This is a genomic window from Streptomyces sp. TLI_146, assembly GCF_002846415.1.
GTDB lineage: Bacteria > Actinomycetota > Actinomycetes > Streptomycetales > Streptomycetaceae > Streptomyces.
On sequence record NZ_PJMX01000001.1, the window covers coordinates 6815050 to 6840095 of the forward strand.

Here is a 25046-nt window from a genome sequence, read left to right on the forward strand (position 1 = left end):
TTGGTGAGGGGAACCCAACCGCCTCGGGCCCACGCGGCCAACTTCCTGCGGCTACCCACCGCGTATAGCCTTCGCTTTTGGTTGATGGTCTACTTGCGGGCTGAAACGTGGGGAAGCGACGGTTCTCGAAAATGGAGTTGGCCCGCCGGTGGGTCCGGCGGGCCAACAGGGTGAGTAACGCCTGACTGAGGATGGCGTCAGCAGATGTTGTTGTATTCCCTCAACCGAGCGCCAGTCACAGAGGCCCGGAGCTAACGGATCCCCGCCGACGGAGTGGCGAGTGGGTCACCTCCACCGATGCGGCTATGCAATTTCACCCGTAACCCCGCGTAGCCAGGGATGCCACTTTTCCGAAGCAGGATAAACGAGGTTCATTGGCCGTTCGGGCAAATGATTTCCACCGTCCTTTTCACAGGAATTTTGGATCGATGATATCCAGGCCCCAAATGTCGCCGTGTCCGGGATATGGGCCGCGTTCGGAGGACGGGTCATCGATCACGGTGACCGTGACTCCTGTCTTCTGTGACCGGAATATTCTGTCCCCTTGAGTAACAGTTGATGAATCAAACGGCAGGCACCCGGAAGGGTGATGGAGCTCGTTCTCTACATCCGCCCATTCCGTGTACGATGCAAGGTCGATTCCGGTCTGGTCTCTAATCTTGTCCGCAAGGTCTGGCATGGAAGCGAGTCGGTGGATTTCGAGAATGATGGACCGGCAGGTCCAGTCCGACTCATCACCAAAAGTTGCCTCGAAGAGGCCGTAGTCCCGCCGCAGCATTCGCGCGCCGCGACGGCCTTGGATCTCCTCGATATAGTCGAGGGTGATCGTCTTCTCGGCCTCGACCAGCTTAACCCCCACAGAGAAGCCGAACAACGAGCCCGCCTCGATGACTCTCGCAATAAATTTTGGCCCGTTCATCCCATCTTCTCCAGTGCCTTGATCAGGAAGTGAAGTTCGCTTGCGCGGTTGCTCTCGTTACCCCAGTTGTGGCTGTTCATCTCTTTCATCGCTGCGCGGGACTTGGCGATCAGGTCCTGGCGGAGTTCGCGGCTGTTTTTGAGCGTTTCCAGGACCTTCTGCACGCTCTTGTCAGATGCCCATCCGCCGCTCATTCGGAGCGGCTTACCTCCAATTCCAGTCTCGTTGGCGAACACGCGAACCTCGTCTGAACCAACGTGTAGATGCGCTCCCTTCGTGGCCCAGTCCGAAGCCATGGAGGATACGCGGACTCCACAGATGTCATTGTGGACCAAGACTGGGGTGTGTCCCGCGAACACATAGTAGGTGTGCAGGCTGTCAACTGTCAGATTGTAGGTCCGGGCGCGCTTGGTAAAGGGGGTGTTGGACTGGACAGCCGCCGCACTGCCGTCGGCAGTCTGCAAGGTCATCCCGGCGCGGAGGTCGCTGGCCTCCACCCACTTCTTTTCCGACGGGGACCAGAAGGGGTGCTCTTGTGTGGCGGTGAGTAGTTCGCTTCCGCGATCAGTGGCTATGTCGAGCTCGTTGAAGCTCTTGTCATAGTCCGTGATGATCAGGTCAGACACTTCCTGCTGTTCAGTCTTCCCGGTTGCAGGGTCAGTCGATACAACCCTGTCGCCGATCTTCACCGATTCGATGCTCTTCGCAGATGCATCCGCCATGAGAATCTTCGTTCCAGCAAGGAAGCATGTGGCGCACTTAATGACCCGCCCGGCGCGAGAAGACTTAGCGATGTCCTCGATTCCTTCTGCACCCTTCTTCAGCAACTTGAGCTTGCCGACGGGCAGCACGCCAGCTGCAGCGAGGGTGCATTTACCAAGGCTTGGATTCTTGAAACAGTCGAGGACGTCGGTGGCGCCGAGGACTTCCATGCCTCCCTTGAGGAGGAGCTTTGCAAGGCCCATGTCGACGGTGGGCTGGACGATGATGGCGTCTTCGTTGTACACGCAGGGAGCGAGGCTGTCCCGGCTCATGAACTGGATGCACTTGTGCTTTTTGCGCTTGCCCTGCTCCTGCTGCTTGCGCTGCTCTTCGGCCAGTCGGCGCTCTTCCGCCTCCTCGGCCTGGCGCTTCTTCATCACGTCGGCCCAGGCCTGCGAAGCGAGGGTATTGGCTTCGGTGGAACTCTTACCCGCTGCCAGCGCCGCAGCGTGTGCGTCGGCCGCCGAGCTGTCAGCCTCTTTGGCAGATACACGAGCGTAACTCGCGGAGAATTCGGCTTGGGCTGCGGATTCGGCGGCGTCTGCGGCGTCGCGGTCTGCGGCGTCTGCGGCGTTGCGGGCAGTCTGGGCGGACTTGGCGGCCTGGTTGGCGCTGGCTTGGGCCTGGTCGGCCGAGTCCTTAGCGGCGCTTGCGAAGTCGGCAGCGCGTTTGGCGTTCCTGTCGGCTTCGGCTGCGGCTGCGTTCGCCTTGTCCTTCGCGTTGCCTGCGAGGAATGCTGCCTGGGCGGCGAGATAGGAGTTCTTCTGGGCGGTGGCGGCTACTCCGTCGGCCTCGTTGATCAGGCGCTGGACCTGGGCGACGTGGTTATTGGTGAGCTGGTCCTTGCGGTCGGCCATGTACTGGCCGGCCTGGATGAAGGAGTGGAGCTGGTCGGCCGGGCCCTGGAGTGCGGCCAGGGCCGCGCCTTTGACCTCGGGGCCTCCGTCGTTGACGAGCTTGCTCGCGAGGACGCGCTCGTCGATGTTGCGGGCTTCGTACTGGCCGCTGTTGAGGAAGGCGGACATGGCCTTGGCGCTGCCGTCGGCGAGGGCGGCCTTGGAGGCCTCCTTCACGCTCGGCCCGCCGTCGTTGTTGATCTTTGAGATCAGTACGCGGTAGTCGATGGCCGCCACCTCGTACTGGCCGGTGGCGTAGAAGTCGCGGACCTGCTGGTCACTGCCCTTCAAAGCCTCGGTCGCGCCTGCGCGCACCGTCTCGTAGGGGCTGTTGGAGGCGAGGTCCGTGACCTGCTGGCGTACCTCGTCCGCCGCCGCCTTTGTGATCCCGGTCCGCAAGTACTCAAGAACGTCGGCGTCTTCGCCGGACAGGGCCCGGGCGGCTGCTTCCTGGCGCCAGGAGCCGTAGTGCTTGAGCGCGCGCAGCGCGACCGCGCGGCCCTTGGCCGCAATGTCCTTGGTGTCGGCGCCAGCCTTGTCAGCGTCGGCGGCGAGTGCGGCCGCGTCGTTGGTGATGTTGGTGTCTTCGAGGGCGACCTGGGCGAGCTGCTTGGTGAACTCGTCGCTGGCAGCCTTGTTGGACTTGGCGCGCTCGACGGCTGCGTGGTTGCGGGCGGTGAGGTCTTCGGCCTCGGTGTCTCGGGCGATCGCGAAGAGCTTCTTGGCCGAGGCGACGGCGGCGCTGGCGTCGTCGGCTGCTTCCTTCGCCTTGGCAGCCTGTGTGCCCGCCTCGGTGGCCAGCTTGGTTGCGTCGCCCGCGTACTTGGCCGCGTCTTCCGCGGCGTCCGCGGCCTTCTCCGCGTGAGCGGCGGCCTTCTTGGCGTGGTCGCGGGCCTCAAAGGCGGCTTCGGCGGACTTGTTGGCCAGGGCCTGGGCGGCAGCGGCGGCACGGTTGGCCTCACGGGCGTGGCGGCGGGTCTCGGCGGCTGCGGCCTGGGCCTCGCCGGAATGGATACCCGCTGCTTCGGCCGAGGCGTTGGCCTCGTCCGCCGAGGCCGCGGCGGCATCGGCGTTGGCACCAGCATCCGCCGAGGCCTTCGCAGCCGCACCGGCTGCGACAGATGCCTTTCCGGCCTGCTCGGCAGCGGCTGCCGAGGTCGTGGCGAGAGCGGCCGCCTTGCGGGCGTTCTGGGCGTAGTTCTTGGCCGCTTCAGCCTTGCTCTTGTCGCCGAGTGCGGCGAGCGAAGCGTTGTAAGCGTCGTCGGCGGCGTTGGCGGCTGCGGCTGCGGCGCTCGCGGTCTGGGCGGCCGCGAGGGCGGCGACGCGGGCAGAGCGGTTGGCGGCGTTGGCTGCGTCGATCGCCGTCTGCGCGGCCGCGGCTGCGGCCTTGGCGGCAGCCGCGGCCTGCTTGGCCTTGGCGGCGGCCATCTTGGCCTCTGCCTTGGCTTCCTTCGTTTCGTCCGCAGCTGTCTTCGCTGCCGTCATGGCCAGCTCGGAGGCGGCGACCGCCTTGGCCGAGGCTTCCTGGGCAGCCTGTGTCGCCTCCTCCGCCTGCTGCCCGGCCTGGATTGCCTGCTCGTTGAGCTGCGCGATCGAGGCGCGTTCCTGGTCGCGGTTGCGTGCCGTGAACTGGCCGATCTCCAGGAACTCGACCACGTCTTCCGGGCTGCCCTGAAGCGCGACCTTCCCGGCTGCCTTCATGGCGGGGCCACCGGAGTTGATGAGCTTGGAGACCTTGACCCGGTTGTCGATCTTCCTGGCGTCGTACTGACCGTCGGCCAGGAACTTGGCCACGTCCTCCTGGCTGCCCTCCAGGGCAGCCTTGCCCGCGTCCTTGACGCCGGTGCCACCGAAGTTGATGATCCGCGACACCTCGGCGCGCTGGTCTGTCTCGAACGGGGCTTTCCAGCCATCCCGTAGGAACGCGGCCACATCATCCGGGTTCTTGGACGCGAGGGCCTTCTTGGCCGCCGTGCGGACCCCAGTGCCACCCACATTGATGATCCGGCTGACCGCTACTCGGTCATCAACGACCTGGATGGTAGGCACGTCGGTGAGGAACCGCTTGATGTCCTCGTCGGACCCCAGCAGTGCCTTTTCTGCCTCTTCCTTGGTCCCTGCACCACCCGCTTCCCACAGCTCTACCACTTGGCCGCGAAAGTCGACTGCGCTGGGGTCGTCCGATGCTGTGGCGGGCGTGGCTCCGAGCAGGCTGGCCACCAATGTGACGGGCAGTGCTCCTGCAGCGATGCCGCGTAGTCCGTGCTGCCGTCGTCTGCGTGCGTCTGCTGGGGAGCGTTGGGCCCTCGTGGGGAGCAGTCGATGTTTCACCCGTTTTATTCCTTTCGCGTCCAGCGCGAACGGCCGCGGCTGCCCACCCGGCAAGTGCGGCGAGGTTCCCCCTGCACATGTCGAGATATGGAGGAGCGTGCATGCGACTGCGAAGGCATGCCTCGACGGGCGCGACCCGCCCCCCGGGAGACCGCAACTCCCCCTGGTCGGATGGGGTTGGGGGCGCGCTCGGCTGCATCTTACATATGTTTTACTTACGTGAATCTCATGGGCATCTCATGTGTCCGTGCTTCATGATTGTGAGGATGCTGTGATGACGTCTCGCGCCCGGAAGGTGCTCCTGTCGACTGGTATCGGTGTAAGCGCGGCATCAGTCGGCTTTGCTTCGCTCGCTGTGGCACAGGCGGCCCCCAAGGTGACGGCTCCTACAGCTGTGTCTGCGGCAGCCGCTGACATGCCATCCACTGTCGAGGATTTCGCCTACCCGGGGGCCGCGAAGATCCTCCAGAACCAGAAGATCACCCTGAAGCGGGGAGACGGCCGCATTCAGCTGACCGACTGCAACAGCGGCTATGACATCCAGGTCGAATCGCACGTCGGCGGGCACTTCTTCTGCTTCGCCGTCAGCGGTAAGCAGGGCTTCCTGACGCTGGAACTTCCCGACGCCTACGGCATCTGGACCAAGAGCCACCCGGTGAAGGCCACCCTCACCGCCAAGGACGACGGCGCGCAGGCAGTCGTCAACGCCCCTGCCGCCGAGCGTGGCGAAGAGACTGCGTACACCCCCGTCGGTGAGAGCGGCGACGTCGGCAAGCGCTCTGTCCTCGTCGAGCTCCGCGTCACCGGCTGACCAACAGCTGCTCTCGGGCGCCGTGGCGCGCCTGCGTTCAAAGAAGCGCAAGAAGCGGGATCCCGGGGAACGGATACGGATCCTGTGCACCACCAATCGAAAGTTCGACAAGGGAAATACGCATGACTGGAAGAAGTTCGCAGACGGCGTGGACAACGGGACTTCTCGCGGCAGTGGTTGTCACGGGCTCAATATCAGGCATCCCTGCACAGGCTGTCGTTGGTGACTCCCCCAAGGATGGCGACTACTCCTTCGCCGTCAAGATTCACATCGGCGACGGCCAGCGGACCTGCTCCGGTGCGCTGGTGGACCCGCAGTGGGTGCTGACTGCTGCGAGTTGCTTTGCCGACAACCCTCAGCAGGGGTTTGACATCCCCGCTGGCGCACCGAAGATGAAGGCGCTGGTGACGCGGGCGGGGAGTCTGGATGCCGCTCCCATTCCGTTCTCCAAAAATAGAGCGGTCACCACGTTGGTTCCGGCCAAGGGGCGTGATCTGGTGATGGCCAAGATCGAGAGTGGGCTCACTATAGGGACCGGCGCTGTGCCGACTGGGTTGGAGCCGGCCTTCCGGTCTCCGACGCAGGCTGTGCCGATCCAAGTTGCGACCACAGCCCCTACCGAGGGCGAAAGCCTGAAGGTTGTCGGCTTCGGGCGCACCAAGGACGAGTGGGTGCCGGAGAAGCCTCATACGGGAGCCTTCTCCGTGGGCGGCGTCGGCGGCGAAAGCTTCGGCGTTGACAAGAAAGCCGAATCCACCGCGAGCCTGTGCAAGGGTGATGCTGGCGCTCCTGCTTTCCGGGAGAAGGACGGCAGGGTTGAGCTCGTTGGTATCAACAGTCGCTCGTGGCAGGGCGGGTGTCTTGGGGAGGATGAGACTCGAACGGGTGCCGTGGAGACCCGCATCGACGATCTCAACGGCTGGATCCAGAAGACCCGGCTGCCCGCCAAGCCTCCGGCCCTCAGCACGGTGACGACGACCGCGGACTTCAACCGCGACGGACGCACGGACGTCGCTGCTGTACTGGAAGATGGCTCGCTGAACGTGTTCTATGCGAACGCGGATGGAGCTCTGCAGTACGGCCGTCTCCTGTGGGCGTACGACGGCTCTTGGAAGTCGATGAAGAGGATTGTCGCCGGCGACTACAACGGTGATGCCTTGCCCGACATCGCGGCTGTGGACGGGGACGGCGCCCTGAGGCTGTATCTGGGTAAGCCTGATGGCGGACTTGCTGACGGCAAGCAGATGTGGTCGGACAATTCCTGGAAGACCATGCTGCACGTTGCCCGATACAAGGTCGACAGCTCTGGTCGTGACGGCCTGATCGCGGTTTGGGGCGATGGCTCCCTCTACTCGTACACGACGAGCACGGATGGTGTCCTCTCTGGTCAGAAGCGTCAGATGTGGCGGGACAGCACATGGAAGCCGATGAAGCAGCTCGCCACGGGCGACTTCAACAGCGACGGTCGCGACGACATTGCTGCCATCACCAGCGATGGCGAACTGCGGGGATACCACGGCAACGCCCAGGGTCTGCTCGCCGACGGGGTGCCGATGTGGCGCGACAAGTCGTGGGGCAACACGAATGTCCTTCTCGGCGGTGATGCGAATGGCGACGGCAAATCCGACCTTGTGGGTCTGTGGACCGGTTCTCAGGCCCTGAGGCTCTACAAGGGCACTGGCATGTCCGCCTTCGCGGACGCTGTGTCCCTGTGGCCGCAGGCTGCCTGATCTCTGCTCCCGCGCATCCCATAGCAATGGGCCGTACTCCGGCGAGGAGTACGGCCCATTGCCGTCTTCGGGGACCTCAATGAGGTCCGGAGATCAGAACAGCAGGCGGTACGTGTTCCAGCCGCCGGAGCCGATCTGCACGCGGGACTTGTACGGCGCCGAGGCGTTGCCCGTGCCCGAGTAGCGCCACAGGGTGCCGTCGTTGCCGCGGGCGATCAGGTCGGCCTTGCCGTCGTAGTCGACGTCGCCGGTGGAGACGAGGGTGTTGTACGTGTTCCACCCACCGCCGATCCGGGTGCGGCCCTCGAAGGGGGCCTTGTAGTTGCCGGTGCCCTTGTAGAGCCACAGGGTGCCGTCGCCGCCGCGCGCCACGATGTCGGCCTTGCCGTCGCCGGTCAGGTCGCCGTTGCCGGCGATCTGGGTGTACTGGCCCCAGCCGCCGCCGACCTTGTAGCGGGACGTCAGGGTGCCGTCGCCGTAGCCGAGGTAGATGTAGAGGTTGCCGCTGCCGTCGCGGGCGAGCAGGTCGCCCGCTCCGGCGCCGCCGAGGTTGCCCACGGACCAGATGTGGTTGTAGGTGTTCCAGCCGCCGCCGACGGTGAACTCACCGACGTCCCACATGAAGTAGCGGAGGTAGCCGTCGGAGCTGCGGTACCAGATGCCGTCCGAGTGGCCGTCACCGTTGTGGTCGACCTGGGTCAGGTCCTTCTCGTTGCCCCAGTTCTCACCGGACTTCACGCGGGCACCGAGGCCGCCGTTGCCATCCGGGGCGTAGCTGTACAGGTAGCCGTTGCTCGCGAAGCCGTACAGCGCGTTCCGGGTGATGTCCGAGGCCGCGGACGAGCGCAGGCCAGCCGGTGTGTGCGCCTTGGCGGACGAGGACTGGGCGGACTTGACGGGGTTCTCCGCCGCAACGGCGCTCGCGCCCGTAGCGACAAGGGCGGCGGTGACCGCCGCGGCGGCGAGACGCGAGGCTATGCGTCCGCGCGTACGGCCAGAAGTCTTGGCCACGTATTTCTCCATGGAGTTGTTGAGACATGGCGCGCCACACGACGTGCGGCCCGCCATAGGATCACCGAGATCGTTTCACGGGTTTCTCACATCCTCCAAACAGGTTTGTGCAGGAATCGTCACGGCCGGTTCGGTGGTGAACCCCGGTATGCCGAAGGGCCGCACCGCCGAAGCGGTACGGCCCTCCGTCACCTCAGGTCAGGGACCCGACGGTCGATCAGAAGAACAGCCGGTAGGTGTTCCAGCCGCTCGTGCCGATCTTCACACGGCCCTGGTACGGGGCCGCGGCGTTGCCGGTGCCCTTGTACAGGTACAGCGCACCCGCGGCGTCGCGGCCGATGAGGTCGGCCTTGCCGTCCAGGTCGATGTCGCCCGGAGCGAAGATGGTGTTGTAGGTGTTCCACCCACCACCGATCTTGACCCGGCCCTGGAACGGCGCCTTGTAGTTGCCGGTGCCCTTGTAGAGCCACAGCGTGCCCGAGGCGTCGCGCGCCACGATGTCGGCCTTGCCGTCACCGGTCAGGTCGCCGTTGCCCGCGAGCGCCGTGTACTGGCCCCAGCCGCCGCCCACCAGGTAGCGGGACGTCATCTTGCCGTCGCCGTAGCCCAGGTAGAGGTACAGGTTGCCCGAACCGTCACGGCCCAGCAGGTCACCCGCGCCCGCGCCGCCCAGGTTGCCCGGGGACAGCAGCGTGTTGTAGGTGTTCCAGCCGCCGCCGACCTTCCACGGCTGGCTGCCGTCGTTGGCCGCGTAGTACAGGTTGCCGCTGTAGTCGGCCTGCCAGATGCCGTCCGCGAGGTTGTCGGCGTTGTGGTCGACCTGGCCGATCCACTTCTGGGCCCAGCCGGTGTTGCCGTCGAAGCCGATACGGCCCTCGAGGCCGCCATTGCCGTCGGGGGCGTAGTACCAGGCCGTGTTCGACTTGTCGACGCCGTACAGGCCGAACACCGGAGCGTCGCCCACGTCGGACGCCTGCGCGCTCGTCAGGGCGCCCTTGGCCGGCTTGGCCGCCGGAGCCTTGAACGGCTTCGCCGAGGGGTTGTCGGCGGCGAAGGCGGAGGCGCCGGTGCCGACGAGGGCGGCGGTAACCGCCGCGGCAGCGAGGCGGGAAGCTATCCGTCCACGCTTACGGCCAGAGATCTTGGCCACGTATGTCTCCATTGGTCGTGAATGAGACGTGGTGCGGCTCGGGTGCCGAGTCGCGTCACGAGTTCAGCGGAATCGTTTCACGACTCCTTTACCTGTCAACCCGCCCACCACCAAAGGGGACCAAGACAACAGCTCTTTCTTGGCCCTTGTTCACCCGCCGTATCCCAAAAACGCCCAAAAGGGCCGCATTTCCCAAACAGGAATGCGGCCCTCCGGATATCGGCCGGTCATCCGCCGGCCATCCGCCGTGCGCAGAAGGCGTCAGAACAGCAGCCGGTACGTGTTCCAGCCGCCGTTGCCGATCTTCACGCGCGGCTTGTACGGGGCCGCCGCGCTGCCCGTGCCCTTGTACAGCCACAGCGCGCCCGCCGCGTCGCGGCCGAGCAGGTCGGTGGTGCCGTCGAGGTCCACGTCGCCGGAGGAGACGAGCGCGTTGAAGATGTTCCAGCCGCCGCCGATCTTGACCCGGCTCTCGAACGGTGCCTTGTAGTTGCCGGTGCCCTTGTAGAGCCACAGGGTGCCGTCGCCGCCGCGCGCCACGATGTCGGCCTTGCCGTCACCCGTGAGGTCGCCGTTGCCCGCGAGCGCCGTGTACTGGCCCCAGCCGCCGCCCACCAGGTAGCGGGAGGTCAGCTTGCCGTTGCCGTAGCCCAGGTACAGGTACAGGTTGCCCGAGGAGTCGCGGCCGAGGAGGTCGCCGGCGCCCGCGCCGCCCAGGTTGCCCGGGGACAGCAGCGTGTTGTAGATGTTCCAGCCGCCGCCGACGGTGGTGGTCTCCAGCTCGACGTACGGCTCGTACGTCATCGTGCCCTTGGTGTCCCACTTCCATATGCCGTCCGCGACGCCGTCGGCGTCGTTGTCGACCTGGGCGCCGTTCTTGAGACCGCCCTGGCCCTCGTCGAACTGCACCCGGGGCGAGAAGCCGCCCTCGGAGTCCGGCAGATAGGCGTAGGTGTTGCCGGAGCGGTCCACACCGATCAGCGGGAAGGACGGGTAGGCGCCGTTGGGGTCGCCGTCCGCCTTGGTGGCGCCGTGCTTGGCGCGCTTCGCCGCGGCGTGCGCGGCGGCCTTGGCGGCGGCGGCCTTCACTGCCGCCTTGGTGGACGGGGTCGGCTTGTCGGCCGCGAACGCGGAGGCGCCGGTGCCGACGAGGGCGGCGGCAACCGCCGCGGCAGCGAGACGGGCGGCTGCTCTTCGCCCACGCGTACGGCCAGAAGTCTTGGCCACGTATCTCTCCATAGAGTCGATGAGCCATGACGCGGCACCGGGCACGCCTGCGAACCGTGCGCCGGACACGTCACGCGATCATCGAGATCCTGACACAACTCCTTTACCTGTCAATGTGTTTGAGTGCGGAACGACGAGAAAGGGCCGCACCCCCTGCCGGGAGTGCGGCCCTTCACCCAGTGGGTCAGGCCATCAGAAGAACAGCCGGTACGTGTTCCAGCCGCTCGTCCCGATGTTCTTGCGCCCCGCGAACGGCGCCGCCGTGTTGCCCGTGCCCGAGTAGCGCCACAGGGAGCCGTCGTTGCCGCGCGCGATGAGGTCGGTCGTGCCGTCCAGGTCCAGGTCGCCCATCGAGAACAGGGCGTTGTACGTGTTCCAGCCGCCACCGATCCGGACGCGGCCCTCGAACGGCGCCTTGTAGTTGCCGGTGCCCTTGTAGAGCCACAGCGTGCCCGAGGCGTCGCGCGCGACGATGTCGGCCTTGCCGTCACTGGTCAGGTCGCCGTTGCCCGCGATCAGGTTGTACGCGTTCCAGCCGCCGCCGACCTTGTAGCGGGTCGCCACCTTGCCGTTGCCGTAGCCCAGGTACACGTACAGCGTGCCGGTGGTGTCGCGGGCGAGCAGGTCGCCGGCCGCCGCGCCGCCCAGGTTGCCCGGGGCGAGCACCAGGTTGTACGTGTTCCAGCCGCCGCCGACGGTCCACGGGGTGTCCGAGTCGTCCGCGGCGTAGTACATCGTGCCGTTCTTGTCCCACTCCCACCAGCCGTCGGCGTACCCGTCGGCGTCGTGGTCGACCTGGGTCGTCCACTTGATGGCGTCCCAGCCCGTGTCGATCTTGGCGCGCGGGCTGAGGGCGCCGCCGCCGTCGCGGATGTAGCCGTAGAGCGTGTTGGCGCGGTCCGCGGCGAACAGGTCGAACTGGGGGGCCTCGGGGCTGGGCGCGGAGGCCACCGCGCCGGACCGCGCGAGCGACGGCGTCGCCGACGCCGGGGCGGCGGGCGTGAACGGCTTCGGCGCGTTGACCGCGACGGCCGCGGTCGCACCGGCGCCGACGAGGGCGGCGGCGGCCACGGCGGCGCCGAGCCGGGCGGCTATCCGGCTCCGCTTGCTACCGGAAGTCCGAGAAGTCCCGGAAGTCCCGGAATCCTTGGCCAGGGTCTTGGCCACGTAGTTCTCCATGATCGATGAGGCTCAGATGCGACGTGGCGCGCCTCAGCAGTCGAGACGCGCCACGGGTTTCACCGGAATCTTGCCATGACTCCTTTACATGTCAATCGGCTTGAGGTAAAAGCGGCCAACTCGATATGACCGCCCGCCCGCTGGGGCCGTCAGCGCAGCAGCTCGACCTCCGCCAGCGTCGCCGGTCCGCCCGCCGGCACCAGCCGGTAGTGCCCGTACGAGCCCGGCCGGGCCACGCCGAACACCCGGGTCTGCCTGTCCCAGGCGAACGACTCACCCGAGCGTCTGTCCAGATCGACCCACTTCATCCCGTCCGAAGACCCTTGGAGGACCCACCCCTTGGGGGCCTTCGCCCGGTCGGCGGACGTCAGGGTGTACTGCACCGCGCGCGTGGCCGACGCCACCGGCAGCTCGACCGAGTCGAAGGTGCCCGCGGTCGCCGAGGTGTCGTCGAACAGCGGGCCGCTGCCCGAGACCGCGTCGGACGGCGGGGCGGGCACCTTGTCGTCGCGCGTGATCGACACCGGCGCGGCCTTCTCGCCGGTGCCCCAGGCCGAAGGGCGCGGCCCCATCGCGAAGTCCAGCGTGCCGCCCCGGGCCAGCAGGGAGTGGGGGAGCGCGGTGGAGTTCCAGGACTTGCCGTTCACCTTCAGCGACTGGACGTAGAGGTTGCGGGAGCTGTTGCGCGGGGCCTTCACCACGAGGTCGCGGCCGTTCTCCAGGTGCACCGTCGCCTTGGTGAACAGGGGCGAGCCGATGGCGTACTCGCCGCTGCCCATGACCAGCGGATAGAACCCGAGCGCGGAGAAGAGGTACCAGGCCGACTGCTCGCCGTTGTCCTCGTCGCCGTGGTAGCCCTGGCCGATCGCGCTGCCCGTGTAGAGGCGGTTCATGACCTCGCGGACCTTCTCCTGCGTCTTCCAGGGCTGCCCGGCCGCGTCGTACATGTACGTCACATGGTGGCCGACCTGGTTGGAGTGGCCGTACATGCCCATCCGGACGTCCCGCGCCTCCGTCATCTCGTGGATGACGCTGCCGTACGAACCGGCGAATTCGGGGGAGGCCGTCTCCGGGGTCGCGAAGAACGCGTCGAGCTTCTTCGCGAGCCCGGCGCGCCCGCCGTAGAGGTTGGCCAGGCCACGCGAGTCCTGCGGGGCGGTGAAGGCGTAGCCCCAGCCGTTGGTCTCGGTGTAGTCGTACCCCCAGACCCGCGGGTCGTAGGCGGCGCTCGGCACCCGCCGGTCGCCCTTGGCGTCACGGCCCTGGAAGAAGCCGGGCGCACCCGCCCCGGCGCTCGCCGCGTCCGGATCGAAGAGCTTCACGTAGTTGCGGGCGCGGCCCAGGAAGTACGCCGACTCCTCCTTGTAGCGGGACTTGTGCGTCTTCTCGTAGAGGGCCTCGCCCATCTTCGCCAGGCCGTAGTCGTTGAGGTAGCCCTCAAGGGACCAGGACAGGCCCTCGTGCGTGGAGGTCGGGGTGTAGCCGAGGAAGGGCGAGGTGTCCATGCCCTTGCGGCCGACCCCCGCGGACGGCGGGGCGACGGTCGCGTTCTTCAGCGCGGCCTCGTAGGCGGCCTCGCCGTCGAACTTCACGCCCTTCACATAGGCGTCGGCGAACGCCACGTCCGAGCTGGTCCCGGTCATCAGGTCCGCGTAGCCGGGCGAGGACCAGCGCGAGATCCAGCCGCCGTCCTTGTACTGCTGGACGAACCCGTCGACCATCTCGCCGGCCCGGCCCGGGGTGAGCAGCGAGTACGCGGGCCAGGTCGTGCGGTAGGTGTCCCAGAATCCGTTGTTGACGTACACCTTGCCGTCGACGATCTTCGCGCCGGTGTGCGTCGGGGTGTCCTGGCCGGTGCCGGGGGAGAACGGGCTGGCGTACCGGTACCTCGAACCGACCTTCTCGAAGCCGGAGTTCGGGTAGAGGTAGAGGCGGTAGAGCGAGGAGTAGAGCGTCGTCAGCTGGTCGTGGCTCGCGCCCTCGACCTCGACCCGGCCCAGGATCTCGTCCCAGGCCTGGCGCGCCCGGTCCCGTACGCGCTCGAAGGAGGTGCCCGCCGGGATCTCCGCGGCGAGGTTCGCCTTCGCCTGGTCCACACTGATGAGTGAAGTCGCGAGCCGCAGGGTGACCGTGCGGTCCTTGCCGGGCTTCAGCCGCAGATAGCCGGTGACGTCCGCGCCGCCGCCCCCGGGCAGCTTGCCGCCCGCGGTGGCCGGGGCGTCGAGGACGCCGTACACGAAGAGCCTGGTGGCGCCCTCGGAGAGGCCGCTCTTGACATCGGAGTAGCCGGTGAAGGAAGAGGCCGACGGGTCCAGGGTGAGGCCGCCGTTGTTGTTGACGTTGTCGAAGAGCACGCTCGCGTCGTCACCGGGATAGGTGAACCGCATGGTCGCGGCGTGGTCGGTGGGCGCCATCTCGGCCTTGAGGCCGTTCTCGAAGGTGACGCCGTAGTAGTACGGCTTCGCCGTCTCGTTCTCGTGCCGGAACGCCAGCGCGCGTGCGGTGCGCGAGGCGTCCGGAGTCCCGGCGGCCGCCGACGGCATCAGCTGGAAGGTCTGCCGGTCGCCCATCCAGGGGCTCGGCTCGTGGCTGGCCGAGAAGGCCTGGAGGGTGGGCAGGTTGTCGGCGTTGTTGCGGCGCGCGTAGTCGTACAGCCAGTCCTGCGAGCCCGCGTTGGTCACCGGGGTCCAGAAGTTGAACCCGTTGGGGACGGCCGTCGCCGGGAAGGTGTTGCCGCGCGAGAAGGAGCCGCTGGAGTTGGTGCCCCGGGTGGTGAGCGCGTAGTCGGCGAGGTGCGCCAGGCGCTTCTCCGGCTTCTTCGGGGCGATCGACAGGTCGTCGATCCAGCCCTGGAACTTCGCCGGGCCCTTGGGCGAGTCGTACGCCACCAGGATCCGGTCGACGGTCTTACCCGCGGCCACCGCCCCGATGCGCGAGGACACCTGGTTCCACTGGTTGACGTAGAGCGTCTTGGCCGCGCCCTGGCCCTGCGGGGTGAGCAGGCCGCCGTGCGAGTCGAGGGCCTTGAGGTCGCTCAGATAGGTGCCGTCGGTGAAGGCGAGGTCCACCGACACGTTCGTGGCGGGATAGCCGAGGTCGGTCTCCGGCATCGACGGGAAGACCTTGTAGTCGAGCACGGTGTCCCGGCCGATCCGGGTGTCCACGTCGAAGATCTTGTTGTACGAGTAGGCCCGCCCGTCCGCCTTGTGCGTACCGGCGTAACGCAGTGCCCTCTTTCCGGTGAATCCGGCGTTGGCCTTGGCGGTGGGTGAGCCGCCGGGCCCGCGGTCCGTCAGCGTCAGCATGTCCGGGGGAACCGGCGTGCTGGTGTCCCCGTTCGAGAACTGCACATCGGCCAGCTGGGTGAGATCGGCTCCGCCATTGCGGGTGATCTCCAGGCGGTAGTGCGCGTACGCCGTGGAGCCGGCGAAGTCGTACGTCTTGGTCTGGAAGCGGGAGTTGAACGTTTCACCCGAGCGGGTGTCCAGCGTCGTCCAGGTGCTGCCGTCCGCCGAGCCCTTCAGCGTCCAGTCCTTGGGGTCGCGGGGAGCCGCGTCATTGGCCGAGGTCAGCGCGTAGGTGACGACCTTGACCGGGCTGTCGAGATCGAATTCCAGCCAGGCGGTGGGCTGGAAGGCCAGCCATTTGGTGCTCGGCTGGCCGTCGACGAGGTTCTCCTTCACCTCGCCCGAGCCGTCGTTCTCGGCGCTCGCCCGCACCGCCGTGACCCGGTCGGTGACGTTGCCCGGTATGCCGCTGGTGAATCCGCCGTCGACCCCCGACGTACGTTTCCTCCCGTCCGGGCCGGTGTCCACCGTGCTGCGCCAGTCCGGCTGCGGCTGGCCGGTTTCGAAGGAGGTGCGGAACTCCTGGCCGACGGAGGCCGGTTCGGCCGAGGCGGGCTGGGCCGACGCGGCCCCCTGGGCCGTCACCACGAGCAGGAAGGAGGCCGCCGCGAGGGCGGCCGCCGGCCCTTGTCGGAGCCGGGATCTGGGCAGCATACGGAGGCCTTTCCATTGGCGGGCGCATGACATGCAGACGCACGGCCGAGGCCGGTGCGCTCCGGTCATACGATCTGGACAACGTTGTCAGAGAGGAAATGCAGGATCCAGTAGGGAGCCAAGGCATAGGTGGTGTCAAGGGTGTTGAGGGGGAATGGCCTGGGCGTTTCGCGGCATCGCGGGAGTGTCGCGGGGGTCCGGCCCACCGCGCTCCGCCATCAGATATCCAAGAGGTCTCAACTCGGGAAAGGATGCCGTCCAACCATGCTTTCGATCTTGCTCAGTTGACGGAAAGTGGACTATACCTGTCGGCGTCCGCTCCGCCGGGAAACCGGCGGGCTCGGGGGACGGGGGACGTCGGGGAAGCAACGGCACGTCATCCTCCGCAATGTCCGACGTATCCGCTGCGTACCCTGCACTACCCAAGCTTCAGCACAACTGACCGCGGTGGCGGGGCCCTTCGCCTGCAGGCGATTTGGTACGGGCGACCGGTACACCGCCTGAGTCCTGGAGAAGGCGAGGACTTGAGCATGGGATCCACCTCCGCCCACGACAGCAATGAGGGCCTGGGCCGTCGCGATCTGATCAAGCGGTCCGCGGCGCTCGGTCTGATCACCGTTCCGGCGATGGGCTTTTTGTCCGCCTGTGCGAGCAGCAGCGACGACAGCTCCAAGGAAAAGCCCACCGGCGGCCCCAAGACCGCCAAGAACCCGCTCGGCGTCAATGAGTCGGCCGGTCTCGACGTCGTCATCTTCGACGGCGGTTTCGGCACCAAGTACGCCACCGACGCGAACGCGGTGTACGAGAAGGCGTTCCCGAAGGCGAAGATCACTTTCCACAAGACCCAGAAGATCCAGTCCGAGCTCCAGCCCAAGTTCAACGGCGGCACCCCGCCGGACCTGATCGACAACTCGGGCGCCGAGCAGATGGACATGGGCGTACTGGTCGGAAAGAGCCAGCTCACCGACTTGACGCCGGTCCTGGACGCGCCCTCCATCGACGACCCCAGCAAGAAGGTCCGCGACACGCTGCGGCCCGGCATCGTCGAGATGGGCCAGTTCGACGGCGACCAGTGCTGGATCTTCTACTACGCGTACACCGTGTACGGCGTCTGGTACTCGCAGACCGCGCTCGACAAGCTCGACGCGAAGTACCCGGAGACCTGGGACGAGATGCTCGCCCTGTGCGAGAAGGCCAAGAAGCAGGGCATCGCGGGCTGGACCTACCCGGGCAAGTACCCGTACTACCTGCCGTTCTCGCTCTACCCGTTCATCGCCAAGATCGGCGGCCGCGAGGTCCTGGACGCCATCGACAACCTGGAGCCGAAGGCCTGGGAGCACCCGGCCGTCAAGGCCGCGTTCGAGGCGTACTACGAGCTCTTCAAGAAGGGCTACATCCTCCAGGGCACCCCGGGCATGACCCACATCCAGTCCCAGACCGCCTGGACCAAGGGGCAGGCGCTGTTCATCCCGAACGGCTCCTGGGTGGAGAACGAGGCCGCTCCCACCACGCCCAAGGACTTCAAGATGATGGTGGGCGCGCCCTCCAGCCTGGACGGCAACGACAAGATGCCGTTCGGCACCATCTGGGCTTCCGGCGGCGAGCCGTTCATCGTCCCGGCCAAGGCGAAGAACCCGGTCGGCGGCATGGAGCAGCTGCGCATCATGCTCAGCGAGGCCTCCTCGAAGAACTTCACCACCCAGGTCAAGTCGCTCTCCGCGTTCAACGGCGGCACGGACGGCCTGTCCCTGTCGACGGCCCTGCAGTCCGGCGTCGACGCGCTGAAGAAGGCCGGCACCAACGTCGTCAACCCGCGGCTCCAGGACTGGTACGTCAAGCTCCAGAAGGAGCAGATCGGTGTCGCCGGTCTCGGTGAGATGATGGCGGGTCGCGCGACCCCGGCCGAAACCATCAAGAAGATCCAGGGTTACGCCGACAAGGCCGCCCAGGACCAGAACATCAAGCACTACAAGCACAAGAAGTAGCGGCAGTGGTCAAGCGTCACCAGCGGCGGCACCCGCTAGAAGATCGGGGTCGGTAACCATGCAACACGGCAAGTACCGGTTCATCGTGGGATTTCTGGTACTCCCACTGGCGTTGTACTCACTCTTCGTCATCTGGCCGTTCATCCAGTCCATCTACTACTCGTTCACGGACTGGACCGGTCTGAGCCCGGACTTCAAGATGGTCGGCTTCGACAACTACACGCGGATGTTCGACGACGACATCTTCTGGAAGTCGTTGCAGCACAGTCTGCTGTTCGTCCTGCTGCTGCCGCTGGTGACGCTGGGTCTCGCGCTCTTCTTCGCCTTCATGCTCAATGTCGGCGGGCGGCGCCGAAAGGGCGCCGCCATTACCGGAGTGCGCGGTTCCGGCTTCTACAAAATCGCCTACTTCTTTCCGCAGGTGCTCTCGATCGCGATCGTCGCCCTGCTGTTCCAGTTCGCGTACAACCCCAACAACGGCGTGATCAACTCCGCGCTCAAGGGGGTCGGTCTCGGCAGCGTCCAGCCGAACTGGCTGGGCGACCCGGATCTGGCGCTGTACTGCGTGATGGCCGTGCTCGTCTGGTCCACGGTCGGATTCTTCGTCGTCCTGTTCTCGGCCGGAATGGCGTCGATCCCCAGGGACTTCTACGAGGCGGCGCTGCTCGACGGCGCCAGCCGCTTCACCACGTTCTTCCGGATCACGCTGCCGCTGCTCTGGGACACCGTGCAGTCCGGCTGGGTCTACATGGGCATCCTCGCCCTGGGCGCCGAGGCCTTCGCCTCGGTGCAGATCATGACGGTGGGCCCGGGCGGCCCCGACTACTCGACCACGGTCCTGCCGCTCTACGTCTATCAGTCGGCGTTCCGCGACGGTCAGGCCGGATACGCGACCACGATCGGTGTCGCGCTGCTCGTCGTCACGCTGCTGTTCGCGGCGGTCGTGATGCGACTGGGCCGGCGCGAGCGGCTGGAGTTCTCATGACCACTGACACCTCGACCGCCGACCTCGCCGAGGAGCGCCCGCCCGTGGCCAAGCAGGCGGCACCCGCGAAGAAGGAGAAGAAGGGCGAGGGCGCCGTCCTCAACGTCTTCTCGCACGGCGTGCTCATCCTGTGGGCGTTCATGGTCGTCATCCCGCTCCTGTGGGCGGTCATGGCGTCCTTCAAGGACGACAACTCGATCCTGTCGACCCCCTGGGCGCTGCCGGACAAGCTGCACTTCGACAACTGGTCGCGGGCCTGGACCCAGGCCCATATGAGCGACTACTTCCTCAACACCATCCTGGTGGTGGGCGGCTCGCTGATCGGCACGCTGCTGCTCGGCTCGATGGCCGCGTACGTACTGGCGCGCTTCGAGTTCCCCGGGAACCGGTTCATCTACTACCTGTTCATCGGCGGGATGAGCTTCCCGATCATGCTGGCCCTGGTGCCGCTGTTCTACGTGATGAACAACCTGAGCCTGCTGAACACCACGCACGGCCTGATCCTGGTCTACATCGCGTACTCGCTGCCGTTCACGGTCTTCTTCCTCACCTCGTTCTTCCGGACGCTGCCCACCTCGGTCGCCGAGGCGGCGATGATCGACGGCGCCTCGCACACCCGTACCTTCTTCCAGGTGATGCTGCCGATGGCCCGTCCGGGTCTGATCAGCGTGGGCATCTTCAACTTCCTGGGGCAGTGGAACCAGTACATGCTGCCGACGGTCCTCAACACGGACCCGGACAAGCGGGTGCTCTCCCAGGGCCTGGTCGAGCTCGCGACCAGCCAGGGGTACAAGGGCGACTGGTCCGGCCTCATGGCGGGCCTGGTGATGGCGATGCTGCCGGTGCTCGCCGCGTACATCGTCTTCCAGCGCCAGGTCGTCGCGGGACTCACCGCGGGGGCGCTCAAATAGCGGTACGTCACGCTCCGTATCCACCACGGGACCGCCCGTCGGCGACACGCCGACAGGCGGTCCCGTGCTATGTCCCACTGCTCAGGTCTTGACGGGAGACAACCCGAAAGGCTCAGCTTAGAGTTCACATGTTGGAGATAGGGCGGGGCCTCAAAGCTGCGGCCCCGTGCGGGGGCGGCCGTCGTGCCGCCTGCCTACGGCAGGAGTGGATGAGTCGATGGAGACTCCGGGGTCGCAGACGTCATTGCACCGGGCCAATCTGGAGCGGGTCGTACGCGCGGTCCGCATGGCGGGCTCGCTCACCCAGGCCGAGATCGCCAGGGCCACGGGCCTCTCCGCGGCCACGGTCTCCAATATCGTTCGTGAACTGAAGGATGGCGGGACCGTCGAGGTCACGCCCACCTCGGCGGGCGGCCGCCGGGCCCGCAGCGTCTCGCTCAGCGGCTCCGCGGGCATCGTCATCGGCGTCGACTTCGGCCACACCCATCTGCGCGTCGCGGTCGGCAACCTGGCCCACCAGGTGCTCGCCGAGGAGGCCGAGCCGCTCGACGTCGACGCCTCCTCCGCGCAGGGCTTCGGCCGGGCGGAAGAGCTGGTCACCCGGCTGATCACGGCCACCGGCATCGCCCGGGACAAGGTCATCGGGGTGGGCCTGGGCGTACCCGGGCCCATCGACGTGGAGTCCGGCACGCTGGGCTCCACGGCCATCCTGCCGGGCTGGACCGGCATCAACCCCCGCGAGGAGCTCTCGGGCCGCCTGGGCGTGCCGGTGTACGTCGACAACGACGCCAACCTGGGCGCCCTGGGCGAGCTGGTGTGGGGCAGCGGGCGCGGGGTCAAGGACCTGGCGTACATCAAGGTGGCGAGCGGTGTCGGCGCCGGGCTGGTGATCGACGGGCAGATCTACCGGGGCCCGGGCGGCACGGCCGGCGAGATCGGGCACATCACCCTGGACGAGTCGGGCCCGGTGTGCCGCTGCGGCAACCGGGGCTGCCTGGAGACCTTCACGGCCGCGCGGTACGTGCTGCCGCTGCTCCAGTCCAGCCACGGGGCCGATCTGACCATGGAACGCGTGGTCCAGCTGGCCCGTGAGGGCGACCCCGGCTGCCGGCGTGTCGTCGCGGACGTGGGCCGCCACATCGGCAGCGGTGTCGCCAACCTCTGCAATCTGCTCAACCCCAGCAGGGTGGTGCTCGGCGGTGATCTGGCCGAGGCCGGGGAGCTGGTCCTCGGGCCCATCAGGGACTCCGTGTCGCGGTACGCCATCCCCAGTGCGGCTAGGCAGCTTTCGGTCCTTCCGGGGGCCCTGGGCGGCCGCGCCGAGGTGCTCGGCGCGCTGGCTCTGGTACTGAGTGAAATGGGCGATTCGACCCTGCTTGAGAGTGCTCTCCCCGCCGGAGCTCCTGCGTTCACTTAGATAACGGATGGCACCGTTGTCATCTCGTTAAGGATTTACTCCTTGACGGTGGCCCCGCAGCCGAGTTGACTTCCAGCCACCTCGGCCGCAACGTCGCGGCCTCGTCAGGGAGGTTTCAGGATGAACACGCGTATGCGTCGTGCCGCCGTGGCCGTGGCCGCCACCGCGATGGCTGTCTCTCTCGCCGCCTGTGGAAGCGCCAAGGAGTCCGGCGACAAGACCAAGGAGTCGGGCGGCGCCAAGAAGGGCGACGCGATCAAGATCGGTCTGCTCCTGCCGGAGAACCAGACCGCGCGTTACGAGAAGTTCGACAAGCCGCTCATCGAGAAGAAGGTCAGCGAGCTGACCAACGGCAAGGGCCAGGTCGTCTACGCGAACGCCAAGCAGGACGCGACGACGCAGACGCAGCAGGTCGACACGATGATCACCAACAAGGTCGACGCGCTGATCGTCGACGCGGTGGACTCGAAGGCGATCGCGGGCGCGGTCAAGAAGGCCAAGGACCGGGGCATCCCGGTCGTCGCCTTCGACCGTCTGGCCGAGGGTCCGATCGACGCGTACACGTCGTTCGACAACGAGCAGGTCGGCCATGTGCAGGGCAAGGCCCTGGTCGACGCGCTGGGCACGAAGGCCAAGGACGGCCAGATCGTGATGATGAACGGTGCGATCACCGACCCGAACGCCGCGCTGTTCAAGAAGGGCGCGCACGCCGAGCTCGACGGCAAGGTGACCATCGGCAAGGAGTACGACACCAAGGAGTGGAAGCCGGAGAACGCCAACGCCAACATGGAGGGCGCGATCTCGGCCCTGGGCAAGGACAAGATCGTCGGCGTCTACTCCGCCAACGACGGCATGGCCGGCGGCATCATCACCGCCCTGAAGGCCGCCGGCCTGTCCACGCTTCCCCCGGTCACCGGCCAGGACGCGGAGCTCGCCGGTGTGCAGCGCATCGTCGCGGGTGAGCAGTTCATGAGCGTCTACAAGCCCTACGTCCAGGAAGGCCCGATCGCGGCCGAGATGGCCGTCGCGCTGGCCAAGGGTGAGAAGCTGGACTCGATCGCGAAGTCCAAGGTCGACAGCCCGACCACCAAGGGCGTCCCGTCGGTGATCCTCCCGGTCGTGTCGCTGACCAAGGACAACATCAAGGACACCGTCATCAAGGACGGTATCTACAAGGTCGACGAGATCTGCACCTCGAACTACAAGGCCGCCTGCGACGCGCTCGGCCTGAAGTAGTCCCCCGCCGGAACCCGCGCACCCGTGGTGCGCGGGGCCCCGGCCCCCGAAGCCCCTCCGGCGCCCCGCCCTCCTTCTCAGCCCCCGCTATCGGGCGGGGCGCCGGACGGAACGCTTCTTCTCCCCGTTCTCTTCTGCTCAACCTCCGCGCCCCCCTCCTCGGGCGCGGCATCCCCGCCGGTCAGGCGGCGAAGGAGATGGTTCACGTGTCCGCTACGCCCGTGCTGGCGTTGCGCGGGGTCTCCAAGCGGTTCGGTGCCGTTCAGGCGCTCACCGACGTAGAGCTTGAGGTCCACGCCGGTGAGGTGGTCGCCCTGGTGGGCGACAACGGAGCCGGAAAGTCCACGCTGGTCAAGACGATCGCAGGGGTGCACCCCATCGATGACGGCGTCATCGAGTGGGAGGGCCGCGGCGTGCAGATCAACAAGCCGCACGACGCCCAGGCGCTCGGCATCGCGACCGTCTACCAGGACCTCGCGCTGTGCGACAACATCGACGTCGTAGGCAACCTCTACCTGGGCCGGGAGCTGCGCAAGCGCGGCATCCTCGACGAGGTCGAGATGGAGCGCCGCTCGCGCGAGCTGCTCACCACGCTGTCGATCCGCATCCCCAGCGTCCGCATCCCGATCGCGTCGCTCTCCGGCGGCCAGCGCCAGACCGTCGCCATCGCCCGTTCGATGCTCGGCGAGCCCAAGCTCGTCATCCTCGACGAGCCGACCGCGGCCCTCGGCGTCGAGCAGACCGCACAGGTCCTCGACCTGGTCGAGCGGCTGCGCGAGCGCGGCCACGCGGTCATCCTCATCAGCCACAACATGGCCGATGTGAAGGCCGTCGCGGACAAGGTCGCCGTGCTGCGCCTGGGCCGCAACAACGGCGTCTTCGAGGTCAAGACCACCTCGCAGGAAGAGATCATCTCCGCCATCACCGGCGCCACGGACAACGCCGTGACCCGCCGTGCGGCGCGCAACGCGGAGGTTCAGAAGTGAGCACCGACAAGACCTCCCCCGTGGACAAGGCCGACCCGACCGAGCCCATCCACCTGGACAAGCCGCACGAGGCCCCCGTGGACGCGCCGCCGGCCGCGGGCGAGGCGGTCACCGCCGTCGACCCCCGCCTGCTCGTGCGCGAGCAGGGCTTCGCGGGCTACCTGTCCGAGTTCAAGCGCAAGATGAAGGCGGGCGACCTCGGGTCGCTCCCGGTCGTCGTCGGCCTGATCGTCATCATGGCGATCTTCCAGAGCCTGAACTCGAACTTCCTGACCGCCGGCAACCTCTCCGACATCTCGGTCGCCATGGTCGGCACCGGCATGATCGCCACCGGCATCGTCTTCGTGCTGCTGCTCGGCGAGATCGACCTGTCGGTCGGCTCGGTCAGCGGTGTCGCGGGCGCCACCTTCGCGGTGCTCAACGTCACGCACGGCATGGCCGAGTGGCTGGCCCTGGTCCTGGCGATCCTGACCGGTACGGTCGCGGGCGCCATCCACGGCTTCGTCTTCGCCCGGATCGGCGTCCCCGCGTTCGCCGTGACGCTGGCCGGTCTGCTGTTCTGGAACGGCTTCATGCTCCAGGTCCTGGGCAGCAACGGCACGATCAACCTGGACTCCGAGGGCCTGGTCGCCAAGCTGACCAGCTACTACTTCAGCGATGTGGCGGCCGCGTACGGCCTGGCCGCGGTCGCGGTGGTGGCGTTCTTCCTCACCTCGTTCCTCGACAGCCGGCGCCGCGAGGCCGCCGGGGTGCCGTCCCGGCCGCTCAGCGAGATCGTGCTGCGCACGGTGCTGCTCGCCGTCCCGGCCGTCGGCGCCGCCGCCGTCTACAACCAGTACAAGGGCCTCCCGCTCGCGGTGGTGCTCTTCCTGGCGGTCCTGGTGCTCACCGACTTCGTGCTCCGGCGCACCGCGTACGGCCGCAAGGTCTTCGCGCTCGGCGGCTCCATCGAGGCCTCCCGCCGCGCCGGCATCAACGTGGTGTGGATCCGCACCTCGATCTACGCCATCTCCGGCACCTTCGCGGCCATCGGCGGCCTCTTCCTCGCCTCGAAGATCACCGCGGCCAACCAGGGCGCGGGCAGCGGCGAGCTCCTGATGAACGCCATCGCGGCGGCCGTCATCGGCGGCACCAGCCTCTTCGGCGGCCGCGGCCGCACCTGGAACGCGCTGCTCGGTGTGCTGGTGATCACCTCGATCCAGTACGGCCTGGCCCTGCAGGGCATCGCCTCGCCGATCCAGTACATGATCACGGGTGGCGTACTGCTCGCGACCGTCGTGATCGACGCGGTCACCCGCAAGACCCAGAAGTCCGCTGGTCGCGCCTGACCCGCGGCCCCAACCCCCCGACACCCCTTGCGGGGCAAGGGGGGACCCCACAGCAGGACCACGGACGTGCCCGGTGCCCTCGGCGGCGCCGGGCACGTCCGTGCGCGGGCGCGGATGTCAGCCATTCGCGTGACGCGGAACGCACCGCCCGATGACCGCCGTCGCGAACGGAACATTAGAC

At 67.1% G+C, this 25046-nt stretch carries 16 protein-coding genes; 9 read left to right on the plus strand and 7 right to left on the minus strand.

Annotated elements, in window-relative coordinates; translation table 11 throughout:
- Window positions 1–409: 409 nt before the first annotated feature.
- The gene (locus BX283_RS30405) at window positions 410–919 is read right to left on the minus strand and encodes a hypothetical protein (RefSeq protein ID WP_101390655.1); all 510 of its coding nucleotides are present in this window, start codon (window positions 917–919) and stop codon (window positions 410–412) included.
- Entirely contained in the window at window positions 916–4797 is a 3882-nt protein-coding gene (locus BX283_RS30410) for a polymorphic toxin-type HINT domain-containing protein (protein WP_143676496.1), read from the minus strand. The genes BX283_RS30405 and BX283_RS30410 overlap by 4 nt, the downstream gene beginning before the upstream one ends.
- A gap of 526 nt (window positions 4798–5323) precedes the next feature.
- Here BX283_RS30410 and BX283_RS30415 point away from each other — a divergent pair.
- Both BX283_RS30415 and BX283_RS30420 read left to right on the plus strand, forming a co-directional pair.
- Window positions 5324–5719: a hypothetical protein gene (locus BX283_RS30415; RefSeq protein WP_257583936.1), complete on the plus strand. Its 396-nt coding sequence runs from the start codon at window positions 5324–5326 to the stop codon at window positions 5717–5719.
- A gap of 122 nt (window positions 5720–5841) precedes the next feature.
- A complete protein-coding gene (locus BX283_RS30420; RefSeq protein ID WP_101390658.1) occupies window positions 5842–7449 on the plus strand; it encodes a trypsin-like serine protease in 1608 nt (535 codons plus the stop codon).
- Window positions 7450–7542: 93 nt separating this feature from the next.
- Here the strand turns inward: BX283_RS30420 and BX283_RS30425 are convergent, their stop codons facing one another.
- The 5 genes from BX283_RS30425 to BX283_RS30445 all read right to left on the minus strand — a co-directional run bounded on the left by BX283_RS30425 (window position 7543) and on the right by BX283_RS30445 (window position 16017).
- Window positions 7543–8460 (minus strand): VCBS repeat-containing protein, encoded by a 918-nt coding sequence (locus tag BX283_RS30425; RefSeq protein ID WP_257583937.1) that lies wholly within the window; start codon window positions 8458–8460, stop codon window positions 7543–7545.
- Window positions 8461–8677: 217 nt separating this feature from the next.
- Window positions 8678–9610 (minus strand): VCBS repeat-containing protein, encoded by a 933-nt coding sequence (locus BX283_RS30430; protein WP_101390660.1) that lies wholly within the window; start codon window positions 9608–9610, stop codon window positions 8678–8680.
- A 261-nt stretch (window positions 9611–9871) separates the two neighbouring features.
- Window positions 9872–10837, minus strand: coding sequence for a VCBS repeat-containing protein (locus BX283_RS30435; protein WP_257583938.1), 966 nt, complete (start codon window positions 10835–10837; stop codon window positions 9872–9874).
- Between the two features lie 192 nt (window positions 10838–11029).
- Complete coding sequence (locus BX283_RS30440; protein WP_101390661.1) at window positions 11030–12016, minus strand: VCBS repeat-containing protein; 987 nt, start codon at window positions 12014–12016, stop codon at window positions 11030–11032.
- Between the two features lie 149 nt (window positions 12017–12165).
- Complete coding sequence (locus BX283_RS30445) at window positions 12166–16017, minus strand: GH92 family glycosyl hydrolase (protein ID WP_101390662.1); 3852 nt, start codon at window positions 16015–16017, stop codon at window positions 12166–12168.
- 530 nt (window positions 16018–16547) lie between these two features.
- On the opposite strand from BX283_RS30445, the gene ngcE reads away from it, so the two are divergent.
- The 7 genes from ngcE (at window position 16548) to BX283_RS30485 (ending at window position 24865) form a co-directional block, all read left to right on the plus strand.
- Window positions 16548–18002: an N-acetylglucosamine/diacetylchitobiose ABC transporter substrate-binding protein gene (gene ngcE, locus BX283_RS30455; protein ID WP_101390663.1), complete on the plus strand. Its 1455-nt coding sequence runs from the start codon at window positions 16548–16550 to the stop codon at window positions 18000–18002.
- A gap of 58 nt (window positions 18003–18060) precedes the next feature.
- Window positions 18061–18987 (plus strand): carbohydrate ABC transporter permease, encoded by a 927-nt coding sequence (locus BX283_RS30460; protein ID WP_067165528.1) that lies wholly within the window; start codon window positions 18061–18063, stop codon window positions 18985–18987.
- Window positions 18984–19898, plus strand: a complete 915-nt coding sequence (locus BX283_RS30465; protein WP_101390664.1) for a carbohydrate ABC transporter permease — start codon at window positions 18984–18986, stop codon at window positions 19896–19898. The genes BX283_RS30460 and BX283_RS30465 overlap by 4 nt, the downstream gene beginning before the upstream one ends.
- Before the next feature lie 217 nt (window positions 19899–20115).
- Entirely contained in the window at window positions 20116–21315 is a 1200-nt protein-coding gene (locus BX283_RS30470) for an ROK family transcriptional regulator (protein ID WP_101390665.1), read from the plus strand.
- A gap of 120 nt (window positions 21316–21435) precedes the next feature.
- Entirely contained in the window at window positions 21436–22551 is a 1116-nt protein-coding gene (locus tag BX283_RS30475; RefSeq protein WP_101390666.1) for a sugar ABC transporter substrate-binding protein, read from the plus strand.
- 197 nt (window positions 22552–22748) lie between these two features.
- Window positions 22749–23537, plus strand: a complete 789-nt coding sequence (locus tag BX283_RS30480; RefSeq protein WP_101390667.1) for an ATP-binding cassette domain-containing protein — start codon at window positions 22749–22751, stop codon at window positions 23535–23537.
- A complete protein-coding gene (locus BX283_RS30485; protein WP_180357291.1) occupies window positions 23534–24865 on the plus strand; it encodes a sugar ABC transporter permease in 1332 nt (443 codons plus the stop codon). The genes BX283_RS30480 and BX283_RS30485 overlap by 4 nt, the downstream gene beginning before the upstream one ends.
- Window positions 24866–25046: the final 181 nt, after the last annotated feature.